We start from the raw sequence: 19,668 nt of genomic DNA on the forward strand, positions 1-19,668 counted from the left end.
AAAGACAATTAAATGGCCTCAGGTAATAGCTATTATTCATAAATAATAGCTGTTGGCCAATACCGTACTTCATCTTGTCTCGAGAAGTTGAAAGTTGGAAAAATTTACCAATTATGGGAGTGGATAGGGGATTGAGGCGCAAAATTTTGCTATATCTGTATGGGGGCACACCGAACGGAGAAACGCCATGGGAGTTCTATCCTGGATCATTCTCGGACTGATTGCCGGCGCCTTGGCCAAGTGGATCATGCCGGGCAAAGATCCCGGTGGTTGGATAGTAACCATGGTGATCGGCATTATCGGTGCGTTTATCGGCGGCTGGCTCGGCGCATTAATCGGTTTCGGTGGACCCGTGACCGGTTTCGGATTTGGCGACATAATAACAGCAACCATTGGTGCGATAATCTTTCTGGCGGTATACCGTTTACTCAAACGGCGTGGTAACTAGTTCATAACCAGAGCGGCAGTTTGATTTGCGGGGCACGGAAGTGCCTCGCTTCGGTATCCATGGATGGTGGTGCCGCAATCGTTTGCGGGTTAATTTTGGAGTGCCCGGAGTAACCGGGTAAGCAGGGTCCGGGTAACACCGGGTCCACAGTTTCTCCAACAGGACTCAACAGCATAAAAATTAAGGGAATATGGCAAATGGCGTTGCCTCTGGTGCCCTTTTGCCGGGAACTATATGACACAACAAGAAAAGCTTTGGATCCTTGGGTGTGGTGACCTTGGAGCGCGCTTAGCGCTGAATATCGACCGCAAGAAATACAGTGTCTACGGCATGCGCCGCAACCCTCTGGTGGCCCTGGCGAGTAAGCGCCGAGCCGATGTTGTTAACTGGCGCCGGGGAGACGCCACCAAGGCTGGGGATATTGAGCGTTTGCTGGCGGGCGGCGCTGATATTGTCCTCGCCACATTTACCCCCGACGAACATACGCCCAGTGGCTACCAGCGCGCATATGTGGAAACCGCCCGGGCTCTTGCTGAGGCTATTCCACACCTGCCCAAGCCACCTCGCCTGGTGCTGTGGGTATCTTCCAGCCGTGTTTACGGACAGAGTGGTGAAGATTTTATCGATGAGCAGACGTCACCGGTTCCCAGTGGTTTTCAGGGTGAGTCCCTGTTGGCAGCGGAGGATATAATTCGTTCGGCCATACCCGGCACCTGTATCGTGCGCTTTGCCGGTATTTATGGACCGGGCCGAGACCGTTTGCTATCCCAGGTGCGTGCGGGGCGCTGTGCGCCACCGCAGCCCCCGCAATACAGTAACCGCATTCATGTGGATGACTGCATTGGCTTTTTGCTGCACCTGATTGAGAGGCACAAGCAGGGATGGAGTCCAGAACCATTGTATATAGGCGCTGACAGCAAGCCTGTGCCCATGTATGAGTTGCAGCAGTGGCTGGTTAAAGCAATGGGGTACACCAGTGCCCATTTGCGCGAAATAGTTCAGACAAGCGAGCGCCGCTCGAAAAAACTCAGCAACCAGCGCATGCTGGCCAGTGGCTATGAGCTGAAATATCCGGATTACAAAGTGGGCTATGGCGCTCTACTGGAAGCGGAAGGTTAGGCGCAGCTGGAGCCGGGTGATTTGTTGGCCCGGCTCTGGTGTTGTTGATACTGGAAACTAAGGCACCATCACGCCTTCGGCCTCAAACTGGGCTCCCAGGGGCAGCTCTTTGACGACTACGGTGGCTCGCGCCGGATAAGGTTCCTGGAAGAACTCCGCCATTACCTCATTAACGGCGGCGAAGTTGCTGCTATCGGTAATATACAGATTCAGCTTCACAATATGGCTGAGTGAGCCATCCGCTGCCTCGCAGACGGCGCCAAGGTTGTGAAATACCTGGCGTGCCTCGTCGGTGAAATTACCGGAAACCATCTGCTGGGTTTCTGGTGACAGTCCTATTTGCCCGGACAGGTAAACCGTATTGTTGACCTTCACCGCCTGTGAATAGGTCCCGGCTGCTGCCGGAGCCCTGTCAGTCTTGATGATCGCACGGTTGGGCATGGGGCACTCCATTACTTATTGCTATTTACGGAAAGCGGGTAAATATAGCGCGCTTTAGTGGCGAATGGCAGCGGCATCGGCGGCCTTTATGCCACTACCTGAAGACGGGCAGTAATGAGCCGCTGAGCACCGAAATACTTCAGGGGCGAGAGATGCGGATTACCGATGGCAGGTTGCGCAGGCGTTTCATGACTCTCGCCAGGTGGACTCGTCCACTCACCTCCAGAGTCAGTGAGATGACGCTATTGTGTGCGTCTTTTTCATCCACGTTGATCTGTTCGATACTGGCGCCCTCCTCAGTAATGCGGGTGGCCAGGCGCGCGATAATGCCGCGCTCCGATTCCACTTCCACACGTACATCGCCGAGGAATTCTCCGGTGACATCGGGCGACCAGTTCACCAGCATCAGATTTTCCGGATGCTCGCGAAACTCATTGGTGTTACGGCAGGTATCGCGGTGTACCACCACCCCTTTGCCGGAGCTGATATGGCCGATGATGGTATCCCCGGGTATCGGGCGGCAGCAGCGTGCAAAGCTGATCATCATGCCCTCCTGGGCATCAATGGCCAGCGGCGAGGATATATTGCCGGTTTCTGCTTCTTCACTATGTATCGGCGCCAGCAGCTTTGCGGCGGAGAAAGCGACTTTGTTGCCCAAGCCTATCTCTTCCAGCAACTTCTCCAGGGTTGCGCACTTGGCTTCTTGCAGGCCGCGCTCGAGTTGTTCTGGTGTCAGCTCTTCAAGACGCGTATCGAATTTGCCCAGGGCTTTTTCCAGCAGGCGCCGGCCTAGGGCAATGGAATCGTGATGGCGCTGGTGTTTGAGGAAGTGGCGAATTGCACTGCGCGCTTTGGCGGTGACGACAAAATTAAGCCAATTAGGATTTGGCTGTGCGCTTTTGCGGGTGAGGATCTCCACTCTCTGGCCGCTTTCAAGCGGCTGCGATAGCGGTGCCAAGCGCTGGTTGATACGCACCGCCACGCAGGAGTTGCCGATATCGGTATGTACTGAGTAGGCGAAATCTACTGCGGTGGCGCCGGCAGGCAGGTCGACAATCTGTCCCTTCGGGGTGAATACATACACTTCATCGGGAAACAGGTCGATTTTGACGTTTTCAATAAACTCCAGTGAATCACCGGCGCGCTGCTGCATTTCCAGTAGACCCTGCACCCAGCGGCGTGCGCGTACCTGGCTGGTGCCACCGGTGTTGATCACCTCATCGCCGGAGGCTTTGTACAGCCAGTGGGCGGCGATACCGCTGTTGGCCATCTCATCCATCTCTTTGGTGCGAACCTGTACCTCGATCGGCACCCCGTGCATGCCGAGCAATACGGTGTGCAGTGATTGGTAGCCGTTGGATTTGGGGATGGCGATATAGTCCTTGAACTCAGAAATTACCGGTTTGTACAGGCTGTGCATCACACCCAATACCCGATAGCAGGTATCCACGCTGTCCACGATAATGCGGAAAGCGTAGACATCCATGATTTCCTTGAAGGATTTCTTCTTGGTGCGCATCTTCTGATAGATGCTGAACAAGTGCTTTTCGCGGCCGATGACCAGGGAACTGATGCCCTCGCGCTGCAGGCGCAGTTCAATGGCATTCTGGATTTGTTCCAGCAGCTCCTTGCGGTTGCCGCGCGCGGCGACGAGGGCGGCGCGCAAGCGGCTGGCGCGCAGTGGATAGATCGCGAAGAAGGCGCGGTCTTCGAACTCGATACGCACATCATTCATACCCAGGCGGTGGGCAATAGGGGCGTAGATTTCCAGGGTTTCACGGGCGATACGTGCGCGCTTCTGCGGTTTTAATGCGCCTAGGGTGCGCATGTTGTGTAGGCGGTCGGCCAGTTTAACCAGGATCACGCGGATATCGCGTGCCATAGCCAGGGCCATTTTCTGGAAGTTTTCCGCCTGCTTCTCCGCCGCACTGTCGGTTTCAAACTGGGTCAGTTTGGAGACGCCGTCGACGATGTCTGCTACTTCGCCGCCAAACTGTTCAGCCAGGGCTGCTCTGGGAATTCCCGTATCTTCGATCACGTCGTGGAGCATGGCTGCGGCCAGGCTCTCGTGATCCATATGCATGCCCGCGAGGATAGTCGCCACCGCCAACGGGTGGGTCACATAGGGTTCGCCGGAACGGCGCTGCTGCCCGTCGTGAGCTTGCTCCGCGTAGAAGTAAGCGCGACGGACTATCTGGATCTGGTCGGGGGGCAGGTATGAGGAGAGGCGGTGGGCCAGACTATCGATGGTGTGCAATGCCGCGCGCGCCTCTCGTATAACTCATAAAACTTCCAGTTCGAACCGCCCGGATCAGATTTCCTGATCGGACAGGTAGGCCGGGACTGCCATCGGCGCCGGGGCCTCTTCGCGATCGGGCTGGTCGAGGATACTGGCGTCTACCAGGCCTTCCTCGATTTCGCGCAGGGCAATCACGGTGGGTTTGTCATTCTCTTCTGGAACCATGGGGTCCTGGCCGCCGGTAGCGATCTGGCGGGCGCGCTTGCTGCCCACGATAACGAGTTCGAAGCGGTTGTCGACGTGCTCGAGGCAATCTTCAACTGTAATACGTGCCATAAACTTTGGGTTCCATTCACTGTGCCCGGAGGGGCAAATTCTGTTCGGGGGACCGGTTATTTTACCGGACCGTGGAGTGTACGCAATTCGATCAATCGGCTCAATGGCGCAGCAGTGCCTTCAATAGCTCACCGTGGTGCAATTGTTGTTGTTCGAGGCGCTGGCGCTGGGCGGTGAGGATAGCGCGAAGCTCCAGCAGGGCCTGCTCAAAGTCATCATTGATTACCAGGTAATCCGCCTCGACATAGTGAGTCATCTCATCGATGGCCTGGTCCATGCGCCGATCAATTATGGACTGATCGTCCTGGCCTCGCCCTGTGAGGCGTTGGCGCAGCGCTTCCTGGGATGGTGGCAGAATAAAAATGCCTACGGTATCCGGCAGCAAGTGGCGCACCTGGGCGGCACCTTGCCAGTCGATTTCCAGGATCACGTCCCGTCCGCTGGCGAGAATTTCCTCGATACTGCCTTTGGAAGTGCCGTAATAATTGTCGCCGTATACCTGGGCATGCTCGAGAAAGGCATTCTGTTCGAGCATCGCCAGGAACTCATCGCGCTCCACAAAGTGGTAGTCGACACCGTTGACCTCACCGGGACGCATTGCCCGGGTGGTATGGGAAATGGAGACGGTGACCTGATTGTCGTTGTCTACCAACGCCTTTACCAAGCTGGTCTTCCCCGCACCTGAAGGTGCGGACACGGTATAGAGTGTTCCTGTAGGCACAACTGATCCTGTTCGAGGGCAAAGCGTGCATTATAACCGAAGCCGCTACATTAGTTGGCTTCAAACGGTAGGATACTGTGGTGGGGAGAGGCTAAACCCCGGCCGGAGTTGGGGGTATATGTTGGGAGTTTCAGGCGTGCGCTACAGACTGCACCCCTGAGCCCGGCCGGGATCGCCCAGCAGGAGTTTGCTCAATCACCACCAACATCTTGCGACTGAGGTTTGCCCCTTGTTGCTAATCGCTAACGACAGCGACTTTATCCTCTTTGTCAGTGATTGCCAACCACCACCACATAAGTGCGCTGATAGAGATATAGGCAATAAAAAGTGGGACAAATTGGGCATTTAGCAGTGGCAGGAGCCCAACCAAAAGAGCGAGGCGCAGGGGCTCCAGGTACTTCACCAGGTGGTAGCCGTCGAGGATGCGGCCATTGATTACCAGACAGAAGACCAGTGTGGCCACAATACCTAACAACTGAGTCAGGCTGAGTGCCTGATAATACCAAAGCAGGCTCAGGGTGGCGGCGGAATAGCAAAGGTGCTGGGCCAGGGCATAGATACGGCGAGCGTAACGAATCTCGGGGTCAAAGCGTTGGAAGTGAGTCAGATCGGTGGAAGGTACGGGCATAGCCGCTTCTGCATCGGCAGGTCGATAGCCTGTTGGGCGGAACCATAACGTGAGTTTGTCCCACCAGCTTTTGGTATACCAGGCATCCAGGGCCATACGCTTCAAGTGTTGCAGGTTGGCTGCCAGGGGGTCGAACGTGTTGAGGGCCTTGCGCACGCCATAGATGCAAGGTTCGTGTTCGAGCTCTTCCTGGTAGGTACCAAACAGCCGGTCCCACAGGATCAGGATTCCCCCGTAGTTTTTATCCACATACACCTTGTTTTGTGCGTGGTGCACGCGGTGGTTGGACGGGGTGATAAGCAGCCACTCCATCCAGCGGACTTTGGGAATCTTCTGGGTATGCACCCAGAACTGGTAAATCAGATCCAGCGCGCCGGCGACAATCACCATCTCTGCGGGCAGACCGATTAGCAGTAGGGGCAGGTAGAAAATCCAGTCCAGTTGTAGGCCGCCGCTGGATTGGCGCAGGGCGGTGCTCAGGTTGTAGTCCTCGCTCTGGTGATGGACTAGATGTTCGGCCCAGAAAACATTGATTTCATGGCAGATCCGGTGCTTCCAGTAGTAGCAGAAATCGTAGGCGATCACGGCCATCACCAGGTGCCAGCCATTGCTCATGGACCAGTCGAAACCAACCATCTGATAGTAGGGTTGCAGCAACTGAAATAGCGGGATGTAAATAACCAGAAATAAGCTTTTGTAGGTCAGGCCCAGTATGCGACTGAGGATGCCGGTGCTGAGATTGCCCAGAGTATCGTTGAGGCGATAAACCCCCCAACCCTTCCAGCGGTCAAGAGCAAGTTCCGCCAGGATGGCGATCAGGAAAAATGGGATAGCAAAGGTAATCAGACTCACGGTGACCTCATTATAGTTATTACTCGATACCGTAATGTCTGACTTTGCCATACAGGCCCCGCGGGGCCTATGTCCACAAGGGCTGGATTCCGAAATCCGTCAGTGTTCGCCGGAAAAAATCAGGCTCCCAGCATTAATTCCCTTCAACTTTCTGTCCGTGTCGTTGCCGAATCGAATAGTTTCCCAATCATCTGCTCCACTGCCGCGCGATCAGAAGTGGCACGAAGAAAAGTACGTAGCCCGATCATTTGGACCTGTAACTGCTGGGCGAGCAAATCTGAATCTGTATCTTCCCCCAGCTCCCCGCTGGCCATCGCGTCTTCCACATATTGGCGGAACTTTGCCCCATGTGCAGCCAAAAGGGCGCGAGTTTCACCCAATAACTCCTCCTCGCTTTCGGCCAGTTCAGAGATGGCTTTTGCCAGCAGGCAGAGTTCATTCGGGGCATCGGCATCGTGACCCAGCAGTATGTGGCGGAAATAAGCCCGTAAGCCATCCAGTGTGGTCTTCCCCTGGGCCATACACTGCCGGAGAAGGTTGTTGCGATTTTGGGCATAAAAGTGAAGAACCTCTTTGAAAAGTCCAGATTTACTGCCGAAAGCCGCATAAATACTGCCAGGGCGCAGGTTGGTGGCCTGCTGTAAATCACGAGTTGAGGTAGCGTGAAATCCTCTTTGCCAGAATAGCCAGGTTGCCTTCTGCAAAACTTCCTGACGGCTGAATTTCGCGGTATTGGCCATACTGCCTCCAATTGAGCGATTGCTCAAATTTTACCCTGAAAGAAGGCATACGCCAATCAACATTTATTGTTGAACGGACGCTCAAATTTATGTAGCCTAAGCAGTAATTGATCGATCGCTCAATTATTTAATTCCAGACAAAGAAGGTTGGTTCAGTGATGAAAGAGTTTCAGGTTTACGATCTCGACAGTGCACCAGAGGGAAGCAGGCCCTTGTTACAGAAATCCATCAAGGCTTTTGGCTCTATCCCCAATTTGCACGGGGTGATGGCAGAGTCGCCCCAGGCATTGGCGGCCTACCAGGACCTACATCAGCTCTTTATTGATAGTGCCTTTAATGCAGAGGAAATGACGGTGGTGTGGCAAACCATCAATGTGGAACACAACTGCCATTACTGTGTGCCGGCGCATAGTGCAATTGCCAAAGCTATGAAAGTGGATGATGCAATTAACGAAGCGTTGCGTAACAAAACTCCCCTTCCTACCGAAAAGCTGGAGGTGTTGAGAGAGACTACTTTGGCGATTGTGCGTGAACGCGGAGTGGTATCTGATGAGGTATTGGAGCGCTTCTATGGTGCCGGTTATAACCGGCAAAATATGCTGGACATTATTGTCGGTGTTGCGCAGAAAGTGATGAGCAATTACATCAATCACCTTGCCGACACGCCAGTAGATGCCCAGTTTGCTTCTTTTGTACGCTAATTGGGGTAGTTTTATCGTGGGAGAGTGAGAGAAAGGCCGGCATAAGCCGGCCTTTCTCTAAAGAGGTAGGGCCAGTTAGTTACTTAGGGCGCTGCCTCTGCCTCCAGTGTTGCACCGGTATAAGATCTATAGCCATATACGGTGATATCCCAGGTACCTGACTGTGGATTGCTGATTGTACAGCTTTCGTTATTGCTCGAATTCCTGGAGGTGCATGCCCACTCTGAGGCATTACTGTGCCCTACATACAGGTCTGCATCACCCTCGCCACCGTACATTTGTACATTCAGGGAAGAGGTGCCTGATGCCACTTCGATAGTGAAGTCGCTCCGGCTGCGCCAGCCACCGGAGAGGTTGGTTTCTGTCCAGCTAACCCCATCGCCATTTCCGTTGCCACCACCGTCATCGCCGCTGGCCATTGCTACAGCCGCAGTCGCATCGACAATACCGGTACCACAACTACTGCATGAGGACGGGAAGCTACGCGCAGTACTGGTTAGGATTGATTCCACCTCATCCGGAGTCAGGTTTGGATTAACGGAGTAGAGCAGCGCAGCAGCACCGGCAACGTGAGGCGCAGCCATACTGGTTCCCTGGCTGTAAAAGTAGCTATCACTGCTTGGGTTTGTCGCGCCGCTATTGTGTGTAGACAGAATACCATTCGGATCGTTGAGGAAGCTCTGTGCTCCACCCGGTGCGGCAACATCCACTACATTACCGTAGTTGGAATAGTAAGAGCGGCCGCCATTGCGGTTAGTGGCTGCAACGGTAATCACTCCATTACAGCTTGCAGGGCTGAACTGGCTTGCATTAGTATTGTCATTACCAGCGGCAACTACAACGGTGGCGCCCAGGCTGCGTGCGGTATTGATGGCATTTTGGGTTGTAGTGTCACAACTGCCGCCCCCACCGAGGCTCAAGTTGAGTACTTGGGCTGGATTGGCGTTAGTCGGCAGGCCACTGACAGAGCCGCCTGCTCCCCAAATAATGCCGTCGGCAATATCAGAGGTATAGCCACCGCAGCGGCCTAGTACTCGAACAGGAACAACCTTGGCTTTGTAAGCGACGCCGGCAATTCCCATATTATTGTTGGAGACCCCGGCGATGGTGCCTGCTACGTGCGTGCCGTGCCAGCTACTGTCGCTTTCAGAGGGGATACGCGGATCATCGCCACAGGCCTTGTTGGTATACCAGTCACCTGGATCAGTGGCATCGCTATCGCGGCCATCGCCATCCACAGAGACAAAGGTATCGGAAATCATATCGTAGCCCGGCAGTATGTTGCCTACCAGATCGGGATGTGGGCGATAACCGGTATCGAGTACAGCGACAACCGCGCCTTCACCCTGGGTGACATCCCAGGCCGATGGCAGGTTCAAGCCCCCGGTGGATTCGAAATAGTGCCATTGATTGAGATAGCTCGGGTCATTGGGCACTGCCATAGCGCGCATAATCCGATCAGGCTCAGCATACTCCACATCCGGATCCTGCTTCAGGCGGCTGATAATCGCGTTTATTTCAGCCTTATTTTTTCGACCTTCCAGTCGCATTACCTGGGCACCAGTGGCCATGCGACGCAAGTGACGCATCTTGTGACCGGCGCGACGTGAGGCCCTCTCTACGGTCTCCTTGGCCATAGTGGCAGCCCGGCCGACCTTGGCGTTATTTTTGTATTTTACGATGATGCGATCGGTCATCAATGTGTTGTCCGCTTCCTCCGCATGGGCGGCGAAAGGCGTTGCGCACACTAGTGAAATCGCGCTCGCCAGAGCTGTCTTCTGCAAGAGACTTTTCAGTGATTCTTTCATTATTGTTATTTCTCCGAGATTATATTTATCTGGCAGCCAGTAAATATTCTGGCAGGCCAGTTACTCCTGATTCACCCTGAATTGACAAAAATAATTTGTTAACCGGGTAGACCAAAAAACTGTTGAGCTCGAAATCAAATAGTCACTTTGGTCAAAATTGGTACCAGAGTTTCAATCTGGCACAGGTATATAACGATGTCGAAATCATTGTCCTCAGTGGAGACTCGACAACTTATGTAGCTTACAGCGACAAATTTATAATTTTTGAGAAAAAAGTCAGGTATTAAAAATTTGTCTATCGGAAAAGTGTGTCGTAGTTCGCAAGGTGGGCGTTGGTAAAAGTGTGAAAAATTTTTAAGTGGAAATTTATTATAATTTTTCGGCTAGACAGGAAATAACGTTATGCATTTTTTGGACTGCTACGTAACTTTAGATGTGTCGATATCCTAGGATCGGTCCTGGAAAAAAATTACCATGAAGGTCTGGATGAGGGCGTTGCCCCCCACCCATTTCGATGGCCCCGCTGGTAATAAAGTCGTCTACGAATATATCTCTGGTTGTGGAAAACTCAGCCTGCTGTCAGACTAAGAATGTTATGGCGGCTTCAAAAAGGCAGGTTTGGGTGGTTATTATTTTCTATTGATGAATTATTTTTTGAACTCTATTCAGTTTCTGCTTTCTTTGTTTACAGTAATGACTAAGCTAGTAACTAAGCAGGTGTATTCTATTGAGTCATGTTATAACTGGGAGTGTGCGCCCAAACCTTTGCAGACAATATGCCGAAAATAAAACCAAATAGGTGCGACTCCCAAGAAATATAATTTCCTTGTGGTAACACTCCCAGGATAAGCCCGCCATAAGCCAGTCCTACAAAAATTGATATAATTAAACGGCTGAAGTGCTTACTGATAAAGCCGGCAAGCAGTAAAAATCCTAAGTAGCCATAAACGACTGAACTTGATCCCAGGTGATTTCCGCCTCTAGCAAATAGCCAAACGGTAAGCCCGGTGGCAATAATTATGGCCAGTGTTACTTTTAGGTAGGTTTTAACTCCATACTGTAATACTAAAAAGCTAAAAATACACAGGGTTAATATATTTGATAGGAAATGCCAAAGACTTCCATGTAACAATGGAGCTGAAAAAATGTGGGGTAGATGGCTGGCAGACCTGGGAATTAGGCCGAAATAGTTTAGCGATCGGCCAGTAAGTATATTAATAATTTCAATAGTGGCTAATACTGAAAATATAGCCACAACCCATTTAATACTGTTTCGCATAAGTCTTGTTATTTATCATGAGGCGGGATAGATAGCGGGAAATTTTGTCACGGGTTACAAATATTGATATGGGAGCTTCACTCTAATTGCGAAAGCCCCCATCATCTTCTTACTCAATATTCTGCACTTGCTCACGCATCTGCTCAATCAGTACTTTCAACTCTACCGCCGCTTGGGTAGTGTCTGTCACAATGGATTTTGACGAAAGGGTATTGGCCTCACGATTAAATTCCTGCATCAGGAAATCCAAACGACGGCCAATGGCGCCACCGCCGGCAAGTACGCGGCGGGTTTCTGCTGTGTGGGCACTGAGACGGTCCAGCTCTTCATCTACATCAGCCTTTTGGGCCAATAATACAATTTCCTGTTCCAGGCGCTCTTTGTCCAGGTCGATAGAGAGCTCTTCGAGGCGGTTGCGCAGTTTTTCCCGCTGGGCCTCCAGTATTTCCGGGAGCCTTTCTCGTACCAAAGCGACCTGTCCCTCAATTCCCACCAGGCGAGCTTCGATAAATTTGGCAAGTTCAGCCCCCTCTCGCTCGCGATTTGCGCGCAATTGTTGCAGAGCTTCGCGAAAGGTTTGCAATATGGTGGCGGATTGCTGCTCTGTATCGGCTTCCGGTTCGCTGATAACTCCGGGCCACTGCAGGATCTGCAGGGGATTTAATGGTTGGGTATCTTCGCCCGCAGCTACTTGCCTTGCGGCGTGGATCAATGCCTTTGCCAGAGGCTGATTAATTTCAAGGCCGGTATGTTCTACGCTGTTTGGTTTAATCGTCAGGGTGAGCTCAAGTTTCCCTCGGGATAATGTTTTGCGCAGAGTGTCACGCAACTTGGCTTCCAGTGGGCGTCCAACTTCAGGAAGGCGGAAGTGTGGCTCCAGGTAACGATGATTAACCGAGCGCAGTTCCCAGATGGCGGTTCCTGTGGCGTAAGTGCCTTCAGCGCGGCCGAAGGCAGTCATGCTACGCACCTTGTTTAGTTCCCGGTTATTGGCCATTGCTGATCCTCTGCAGGCATATTTATCGGCCGGGCATCATAGCACAGCGCTCGGATTAGCATGCTGGGGTATATAATGCTGGGCTTTCATTCAATTTTCCGAGGTGGGCTATGCAGCGTCCCAGTGGCCGCGCAGCGGCGCAATTGCGCCAGATTAAAATTACCCGTAACTACACCCGTCATGCAGAGGGTTCTGTATTGGTGGAATTCGGCGACACAAAAGTTTTATGCAATGCTTCGGTGTCGAATGAAGTGCCGCGGTTTTTGCGTGGTCAGGGAAGCGGTTGGATTACTGCTGAGTACGGCATGTTGCCGCGCTCTACCGATTCGCGTATGCCTCGCGAAGCGGCCAAGGGTAAACAGAGTGGCCGCACTGTAGAGATCCAGCGCTTGATAGGCCGCTCCTTACGCGCAGCGGTAGATCTGGAAAAACTCGGCGAAAACCAGATCACCCTGGATTGCGATGTGATCCAGGCCGATGGTGGTACGCGTACAGCGGCCATTACTGGAGCTTGTGTGGCCCTGGTGGACGCTTTTCGTCATATGCAACGGGAAAAAATTCTTACTGAGGACCCACTGCTCAACTTGGTAGCGGCGGTTTCTGTGGGCATCTATGATGGCGAGGCGGTACTGGATCTGGACTATCCGGAAGACAGCGCTGCTGATACCGATATGAATCTGGTGATGGCCGCAGATGGTGGCATGATCGAAGTTCAGGGTACCGCAGAGGGTGCACCTTTTACCGAGAAACAATTCGCGCAGATGTTAGGGCTCGGTAAGGCAGGAATTGATGAGTTGATTGCACTACAGCAAACGGCGCTGGATAAGTAAACGATGTTGTGGAACCCCGCACAGGTCGGGGCTCCACAAATCTTACACTTCGATATCGTAATCCATCATCACCGGCAGGTGACTGGAAAACTTAACGTTCTTGTTGATGGCTCCGTATTCGATACGGTTTTTCAGGCCGTGTGACACAATCTGCATGTCGGTTCGCCAGCCATCACCCTCACCCACGGCGCCATTCGGCCACCAGGTAAATTCATCGGTGTCTTTGACTACGCGGCGGAAGGCGTCGACATAGCCGATCTCATTGAACAGCTGGTCCAGCCAACGCTGTTCATGGCGCATAAAACCGGGGGTATCCTGATGATCCTGCCAGTTCTGCACATCGGCACGGCGGTGCGCCATACCCCAGTTGCCGCAGAAAATAAAGTCGCGTCGTTTGCGGCTGATCTTGTGCAAGTGCGCCTGCATGTCATCGAAGAACTGGACTTTTTTCTCCAGTGATGCTTCATCAGTAGCCATGGGAGCGAGCAGGGAACCGACGCTCAGGCGTTCAAAATCCGCTTGCAAATAGCGCCCGTACATATCTTCGCCATTGGCAAAACCCATGCCAAAGATAATGGCCTTGGGTTGGTTGCGTGTATAGATCGCCACTCCATTTTCATGGGATGTTCCCGAGTCAAAGAAGTAGCTGTAGTAACCGTCGGGGTGGAATATGGGGTGGTCAAGCTCTGGCTCCAGGGAGCGCAGGTCCTGAAGGCAGATAATGTCTGCGTCCTGCTCAGCCAACCAATCGTAGAGACCGCATTGTGCGGCCTGATGAACGCCGTCTACAGACAAGCTTACTATTCGCATTATTAGCCCCTTACCAGCGGACTGTGTATCATTAGAAACATTATTTGCATGCCTATCCCCGGGATTGCTTCGGGGAGGTCTCCCTTCACCTTAGCCAATAGTTAACAATTTTCCATGCAGCAATATCAGCGCGATTTTATCCAATTGGCCCTGGATCATCAGGTGTTGTGTTTTGGCGACTTCACCTTGAAATCAGGCCGTCAGAGCCCCTACTTCTTCAATGCCGGCCGATTCCACACCGGTGCGGCGCTGGCGGCACTCGGACAGGCATACGCCGAGGCGATTATCGCTTCGGGAGTGGAGTTTGATGTCATTTTCGGGCCGGCTTACAAGGGTATCCCGCTGGGTGCGGTGACTGCCGTGGCGTTGGCGCAGAAGGGCATCGACAAGCCTTTCTGTTACAACCGCAAGGAGGCCAAGGATCACGGCGAAGGCGGAACCTTAGTGGGTGCGCCGCTTAATGGCAAGGTTTTGATTATCGATGATGTAATTACCGCGGGTACAGCGGTGCGCGAAGTGATGCAGATTATCGATTCCCACGGTGCCGAAGCAGCCGGAGTGGTAATTGGTTTGAACCGCCAGGAAAAAGCCAGTGAGGATTGTGAATTCTCCGCTATTCAGCAGGTGGAGAGGCAGTACAATATTCCCGTGATCAGTATTGTACAGTTGGACAATGTGATCAGCTTCCTCGAGCAGGAGTCACAGGCTGGTGAAACCCTGCACAAAATTGTGGACTACCGGCAGCGTTACGGTGTTTCGGGTCAATAAAACAAGACCTGTTTCCGCAGCGGGCCGCACTATTAGTGAGAAGAGCGATGCAAATCGCCCCTATAGTACGTTTTTTGGTAACTGCCTTTCTGCTGTTCTCCTCCCTGGCAAATGCCGCGAGTGGACAGGTACTCTACCGCTATACCGATGAGCAGGGCATTCTGGTGCTCAATGAGAGGGTGCCTCCCGAATATGTGGCTGGGGGCTATGAAATTCTCAACCACTCCGGCCGGGTACTGGAGGTGGTGCCGCCGCAGTTGAGCCCCGAGGAATTCGAGGCGCAGCGCCAACAGGAAGCTCAGGAAGAAGCCGACCGCAAGCTGCTAAAACGCTACAACAGCGTTGCCGATATCGAGAGTGCGCGCAAGCGCAAGCTGGCGATTGTTGAGCAGGACATGGCGATTATGCGCTCGAATATCAGTAGCCTTGGTCGTCAGATCGCCCAGGAAGAGGCGGGTGCTGCGCGCACCCAGCGCGGTGGCCGCGAGGTAGCCCCTGAGCTTCTACAGCGTATTGCCGATTTGCAAAAAGAGGTCTCGGTATTGCGTGAGCGCCTTAGCCGGCGCGCGGACGAGGCCGTCTCTATCAATGATGAATTTGATAAAGCTGCGACCCGTTACGCTGAAATCATGGCCAAGCGTTAAGCGGGCCAGAGCTGGCCGGGATGATTACCCGGCAGCACTTATGCCCAGGCACCGACCGGTGCCATTACCCCTAATTTTCCAGCGGATTGCCGATAGCCACTCAACGGGCCGCAGCTACGGTTTCGCGGAAAAACCCCGAGGTTAAAACTGGCCATTGTTCCGCCCAGTACTCGGTGGGTTTACGCTTAAAACCGCTGCGTACATACTGCACGATGCGACCTTCGGCGCTGGCCAGCAACAGATTGGCGGCACCGCCCAGGGGCAGAGTCGGGCGCAGGTGCTCGCGCAGTTCTGCTTCACGCAATATCTGTCGGATCTGGGTTTCCAGGCGGTCGAACAGCTGCAGGATACGTCCATGCAATCGTTCGGTTTCACCTGTCAGTGCATCTCCAGTGAGCAGGCGGGTTATACCGGGGTTGCGCTCACAGAAGGCCAGAAGAAGGTGCAGAATTTTCTGGCAACGGTTCAGGGCTGAGGGTTCCTCCTGCAGGATCATTGCAATACGAGTGAAAACAGTCTCTTCGATAAATTCGATAAGACCTTCAAACATTTTTGATTTACTGGGGAAGTGACGGTAAAGCGCCGCTTCAGAGAAGCCGACTTCCTTGGCCAGGGCTGCAGTTGTAATACGTGCGCCGGGGCTGGCTTCCAGCATATGTGCCAGAGCTTCCAGGATCTGTTGACGCCGATTGATTTTTTCGCTGCTCATTGACTGCCTTTAGTCCACTTGGGGGGCGGACGGTGGTTTTTGCTCTTGTTGCCTTATTGCGGCGGCGGAATCCTACCGATTCGTTCGGCTGTCTTCAATTGCCAAGGACGATTGTACGCCCGCTTTATACTTCATTATTGTTGGTAATCAAGGTGCCTACGCCGGTATCGGTGAAAATTTCCAGTAGCACCGCATGTGGAACCCGACCATCAATAATATGTGCCGAAGTCACTCCAGATTTAACTGCATCCAGGGCACAGGCGATTTTTGGTAGCATGCCGCCGTGAATCGTACCGTCTGCGATCAGCCCTTCTACCTGTGGTGTGCTCAAACCGGTGAGCACTTCCCCCTGTTTATCCTGCAGGCCCGCTACGTTAGTGAGCAGCATCAGCTTTTCAGCCTTTAGACACTCGGCAATCTTACCGGCGACCAAGTCCGCATTGATATTGTATGAGATACCATCCTTGTCGACCCCGATTGGAGCAATTACCGGAATAAAATCGCTGTGAATCAGCATGTCGATCACATCGGTATTGACCTTTTCCACTTCGCCCACTTGACCGATATCAATAATCTCTGAGGCGTGCAGCCCGGCACTCTCATTTTTTCTGTTGAGTTTGCGCGCTTTGATCAGCAGGCCATCCTTGCCGGTGACACCCACAGCGCGGCCGCCGTTGTGGTTGATCAAGTTGACAATCTGTTTATTGACGGTGCCACCCAGCACCATTTCCACCACGTCCATGGTCTCGCTATCGGTAACACGCATTCCGTCGACAAAGCGGGATTCGATACTCAGCTTATTCAGCAACTGGCCAATTTGTGGACCTCCGCCATGTACTACTACCGGGTTCATACCCACAAGCTTCATCAGGATAATGTCGCGGGCAAAACTGTTCTGCAGCTCCCTGTCCACCATGGCATTGCCGCCAAATTTAACCACAACAGTTTTAGCGGTAAATTGCTGAATATAGGGCAGCGCTTCATTCAGGACCTGGGCAACACGCAATGCGGACTTTTTATCGAGGGACATGGCAATTCCTTTGTGGTGAGGCACGTATGAGCGGATTTTCCCGGCCGCCCGGTCGTCGCCGAGAATGCCGCGCAGCTGCGCGGTTTTGTAGAAGATTAAAATTTACCGACCAGCGGTCGGCAGCGGCACTTACCTGTGCCGCGGTATTGTCAGGTTAATTTATTCCCGTCAGTCGAGAAGTTGCCAGTTAGGCACTGTGATGGTGGGATCGATTTGCTTGAGTTGATCCATGACCTGTTTGCGAATGCGTTCCAGGGCCTCTTCATTTTCGGCTTCGAAACGCAGAGTTAGCGCACTTGTAGTATTGGAGGCGCGCACCAGGCCCCAGCCATCAGTGAACTCAATACGCAGGCCGTCGATGGTATTGATATCCGCATTGGCAAAACTGCCCCGCTCACGCAATTGTTCAATCAGGGCGAATTTCTCCTGTTCTGCTACAGGCAGGAGGATTTCCGGAGTGCTGTGCATTTTGGGGAGAGTATCCAGCAGTTCATCCAGATTTTGTTCGCGCAGGGCCATGATTTCCAGGATACGTGCTGCTGCGTATATACCGTCATCGAAACCAAACCAGCGATCCTTAATAAAAATATGGCCCGATAATTCACCGCCGAGAATAGCTTTGGTTTCGAGCATCTTGGTTTTCATCGGGGCGTGGCCGGTTTTCCACATAATCGGGCGGCCACCGTATTGGCTGACCAGCTGTGCCAGACTGCGGCTGCTCTTTACATCAAAGACAATGTTTTCACCTGGGTGACGGCCGAGAATATCCCTGGCCAACAACATAACCAGCTGGTCAGCCCAGGCGATACGTCCACTGCTGGAGATCAAAGTAACCCGATCGCCATCGCCATCCAGCGCTACACCGATATCCGCACCGGTTTCAGCCACCGTATCCGTCAGCGCCTGCAGGTTCTCCGGGCGTGAAGGATCTGGAGGGTGATTGGGGAAGTCCCCGTCCACTTCACAGAAAAGAGGAGTCACTGCACAGCCCAGCTGTTCGAATAGGCGCGGTGCCAGCACTGAAGTGGCCCCATTGCCAGCGTCCACCACTATATGCGGTTGCCCGGCGAGGGCTACATTGTTGAAGACCTCATCGATATATTTGTCTTTGATATCCTGTTCGCGGTTACTGCCCTCCCCGTCCTTGAATGGGCCCTTTTTCATTAGCTGGTAAAGGCCCTGAAGCTTCTCCTCGGCCAGTGGGCGGCCCTTTAGCACAATCTTGAACCCATTGTACTCGGCGGGATTATGACTGGCGGTTACCATAATGCCACTGGCAGTATTCTTGCCTTTTGCGCAAGCGTAATAGAGCAGGGGTGATGGGACCAATCCCAGATCAATACTGTTGCACCCGCTGTCGAGAATGCCTTCCATCAGGCAGTTGCTGAGCAGCTCACTGCTGTTGCGGCCGTCTCGGCCCACTAGCAGGATATGTTCACCGGCGTGTTGGGCCAGGGTGCCGAGGGCGCGCCCAAGCTGGTAAGCGAAAGGCTCATTGATTTCCTCACCGGCAATACCGCGAATATCGTATGCGCGGAATACGTGTGCTGGAAATTCGGTGCCCAGGATAGGTTCCGGCTTATTCGCGGCCGTTGAGGCCTTTTCTCCCAGGCTGCTTTGTTCGGAGGTTTGCGGAGCGATACTGGGGGCCGAAGCCGGGCTCTGAAGTGAGCCCTCCTGCTGCAGGACAGCCTGTTCCGCTAGCGTCGGTTTGCGTGTCTCTGTGGTGCCTTTTGTATTTTTATTGCTATGCTCCCAGGGCGCGCGGGTGTCCCTGGGGAGGAAACGAATCAGCAACAACAGGGAAATTAGCAAGCCGATTCCCGCACCGAGATAAATCCAGAGTGTCGGCAGGCTGTGATGTTGGGTAAATGTGCTGGAGGGGCTGAATTGCACACGTAGGTAACTATCGCGGATATCCACTGTAGAAGTGTGCCCACCACCCTGACCAGCACGCCACAGGGTTTGCGCGGCCCCATCGGGAAACTTCTGGGTCAGCTGAATTTGTCCGAGGTTCTTATCGAGGCTGTCCAGGGTACTCTCTATCACCGCAAAAGGTTGGCTGATTAATAGCTGCTCACTTGTCAGGTTGACAGCATTGTGCAGCTGCCAGCTGTTGTCGGTACCGGTGCGCAATATCTCCAGGGGTTGCTGCGCGTTCAAGCGGGTGCGCTTAAGCAGGTCCACCAGGGCGAAATTGAGACTTGGATTTGTGCCGGCACCAACCCGGATCTGCGCACTGGTAAATATTTGGGCCCTGGATTGCTCTGGTAGTTCGGCGGTATTCAGCAGAGCCTCCGCCGGCTGTTGCATACCACCGATTTTTCGCAGGCGCCGGGAGCGCTCGATCAGTTGTTGCTGAACGGCCTGGGCGAAAGCTTCGCCTTGCTTCTGGGATGCCTGGGCCACCTGAGTGTGGTTATGGGGGACGATCACATGTTCTACGATTAAATAGGCTCCACAGAGCCAGGCCACAGCTGCCAGCAGAGAAGGTAAAAGCAACCCCTTATGCAATGGTGAGTTACGCTGATTGTTTTTGTTGGAAACCACAGATTTTCCTGTCCGTAA

Annotated in this window: 19 protein-coding genes; 6 read left to right on the top strand and 13 right to left on the bottom strand. The window is 53.2% G+C overall.

Features of this window, described 5'->3' with window-relative positions:
- Positions 1-187 precede the first annotated feature (187 nt).
- Together GL2_RS07115 and GL2_RS07120 are read left to right on the top strand one after the other, a co-directional pair.
- Positions 188-448: a GlsB/YeaQ/YmgE family stress response membrane protein gene (locus tag GL2_RS07115; protein ID WP_020413961.1), complete on the top strand. Its 261-nt coding sequence runs from the start codon at positions 188-190 to the stop codon at positions 446-448.
- Positions 449-682: 234 nt separating this feature from the next.
- On the top strand, positions 683-1,567 hold the full coding sequence (locus GL2_RS07120; protein WP_143730004.1) for an NAD-dependent epimerase/dehydratase family protein: 885 nt from the start codon (positions 683-685) through the stop codon (positions 1,565-1,567).
- A 57-nt stretch (positions 1,568-1,624) separates the two neighbouring features.
- On the opposite strand, the gene GL2_RS07125 is transcribed toward GL2_RS07120, so the two are convergent.
- The 6 genes from GL2_RS07125 to GL2_RS07150 all read right to left on the bottom strand — a co-directional run bounded on the left by GL2_RS07125 (position 1,625) and on the right by GL2_RS07150 (position 7,524).
- Positions 1,625-2,008, bottom strand: a complete 384-nt coding sequence (locus GL2_RS07125) for a Rid family detoxifying hydrolase (RefSeq protein ID WP_143730005.1) — start codon at positions 2,006-2,008, stop codon at positions 1,625-1,627.
- Between the two features lie 139 nt (positions 2,009-2,147).
- Positions 2,148-4,265 (bottom strand): bifunctional GTP diphosphokinase/guanosine-3',5'-bis pyrophosphate 3'-pyrophosphohydrolase, encoded by a 2,118-nt coding sequence (spoT, locus tag GL2_RS07130; protein WP_143730006.1) that lies wholly within the window; start codon positions 4,263-4,265, stop codon positions 2,148-2,150.
- Between the two features lie 54 nt (positions 4,266-4,319).
- A complete protein-coding gene (gene rpoZ, locus GL2_RS07135) occupies positions 4,320-4,583 on the bottom strand; it encodes a DNA-directed RNA polymerase subunit omega (RefSeq protein WP_143730007.1) in 264 nt (87 codons plus the stop codon).
- A 100-nt stretch (positions 4,584-4,683) separates the two neighbouring features.
- Entirely contained in the window at positions 4,684-5,304 is a 621-nt protein-coding gene (gene gmk / locus GL2_RS07140) for a guanylate kinase (protein ID WP_143730008.1), read from the bottom strand.
- Positions 5,305-5,539: 235 nt separating this feature from the next.
- The gene (locus GL2_RS07145) at positions 5,540-6,835 is read right to left on the bottom strand and encodes a sterol desaturase family protein (RefSeq protein ID WP_232053785.1); all 1,296 of its coding nucleotides are present in this window, start codon (positions 6,833-6,835) and stop codon (positions 5,540-5,542) included.
- A 92-nt stretch (positions 6,836-6,927) separates the two neighbouring features.
- Positions 6,928-7,524: a TetR/AcrR family transcriptional regulator gene (locus GL2_RS07150; RefSeq protein WP_143730009.1), complete on the bottom strand. Its 597-nt coding sequence runs from the start codon at positions 7,522-7,524 to the stop codon at positions 6,928-6,930.
- Positions 7,525-7,682: 158 nt separating this feature from the next.
- Between GL2_RS07150 and GL2_RS07155 the strand changes: the two genes are divergently transcribed.
- A complete protein-coding gene (locus tag GL2_RS07155; RefSeq protein ID WP_143730010.1) occupies positions 7,683-8,225 on the top strand; it encodes a carboxymuconolactone decarboxylase family protein in 543 nt (180 codons plus the stop codon).
- Between the two features lie 83 nt (positions 8,226-8,308).
- Here GL2_RS07155 and GL2_RS07160 read toward each other — a convergent pair whose 3' ends face one another.
- From GL2_RS07160 to GL2_RS07170, 3 genes are all read right to left on the bottom strand, one after another.
- A complete protein-coding gene (locus GL2_RS07160) occupies positions 8,309-10,033 on the bottom strand; it encodes a S8 family peptidase (protein ID WP_143730011.1) in 1,725 nt (574 codons plus the stop codon).
- A 724-nt stretch (positions 10,034-10,757) separates the two neighbouring features.
- Positions 10,758-11,312 (bottom strand): rhomboid family intramembrane serine protease, encoded by a 555-nt coding sequence (locus GL2_RS07165; protein ID WP_143730012.1) that lies wholly within the window; start codon positions 11,310-11,312, stop codon positions 10,758-10,760.
- Between the two features lie 109 nt (positions 11,313-11,421).
- Positions 11,422-12,309, bottom strand: coding sequence for a YicC/YloC family endoribonuclease (locus tag GL2_RS07170; RefSeq protein WP_172621083.1), 888 nt, complete (start codon positions 12,307-12,309; stop codon positions 11,422-11,424).
- A 110-nt stretch (positions 12,310-12,419) separates the two neighbouring features.
- On the opposite strand from GL2_RS07170, the gene rph reads away from it, so the two are divergent.
- Positions 12,420-13,139, top strand: coding sequence for a ribonuclease PH (rph, locus tag GL2_RS07175; RefSeq protein WP_143730013.1), 720 nt, complete (start codon positions 12,420-12,422; stop codon positions 13,137-13,139).
- Positions 13,140-13,181: 42 nt separating this feature from the next.
- Here the strand turns inward: rph and GL2_RS07180 are convergent, their stop codons facing one another.
- Positions 13,182-13,949 (bottom strand): exodeoxyribonuclease III, encoded by a 768-nt coding sequence (locus tag GL2_RS07180; protein WP_143730014.1) that lies wholly within the window; start codon positions 13,947-13,949, stop codon positions 13,182-13,184.
- Positions 13,950-14,063: 114 nt separating this feature from the next.
- Here GL2_RS07180 and pyrE point away from each other — a divergent pair, with 114 nt between their 5' ends.
- Both pyrE and GL2_RS07190 read left to right on the top strand, forming a co-directional pair.
- Positions 14,064-14,717: an orotate phosphoribosyltransferase gene (gene pyrE / locus GL2_RS07185; RefSeq protein WP_143730015.1), complete on the top strand. Its 654-nt coding sequence runs from the start codon at positions 14,064-14,066 to the stop codon at positions 14,715-14,717.
- Positions 14,718-14,764: 47 nt separating this feature from the next.
- Positions 14,765-15,361: a hypothetical protein gene (locus GL2_RS07190; protein ID WP_143730016.1), complete on the top strand. Its 597-nt coding sequence runs from the start codon at positions 14,765-14,767 to the stop codon at positions 15,359-15,361.
- 100 nt (positions 15,362-15,461) lie between these two features.
- On the opposite strand, the gene slmA is transcribed toward GL2_RS07190, so the two are convergent.
- The 3 genes from slmA to GL2_RS21865 form a co-directional block, all read right to left on the bottom strand.
- The gene (slmA, locus tag GL2_RS07195; protein ID WP_020413977.1) at positions 15,462-16,070 is read right to left on the bottom strand and encodes a nucleoid occlusion factor SlmA; all 609 of its coding nucleotides are present in this window, start codon (positions 16,068-16,070) and stop codon (positions 15,462-15,464) included.
- Between the two features lie 124 nt (positions 16,071-16,194).
- Entirely contained in the window at positions 16,195-17,100 is a 906-nt protein-coding gene (gene argB / locus GL2_RS07200) for an acetylglutamate kinase (RefSeq protein ID WP_143730017.1), read from the bottom strand.
- Between the two features lie 168 nt (positions 17,101-17,268).
- Positions 17,269-19,650: a phosphomannomutase/phosphoglucomutase gene (locus GL2_RS21865; protein ID WP_143730018.1), complete on the bottom strand. Its 2,382-nt coding sequence runs from the start codon at positions 19,648-19,650 to the stop codon at positions 17,269-17,271.
- Positions 19,651-19,668: the final 18 nt, after the last annotated feature.

The sequence above is a fragment of the Microbulbifer sp. GL-2 genome (genome assembly GCF_007183175.1).
Taxonomy (GTDB): Bacteria; Pseudomonadota; Gammaproteobacteria; order Pseudomonadales; family Cellvibrionaceae; genus Microbulbifer.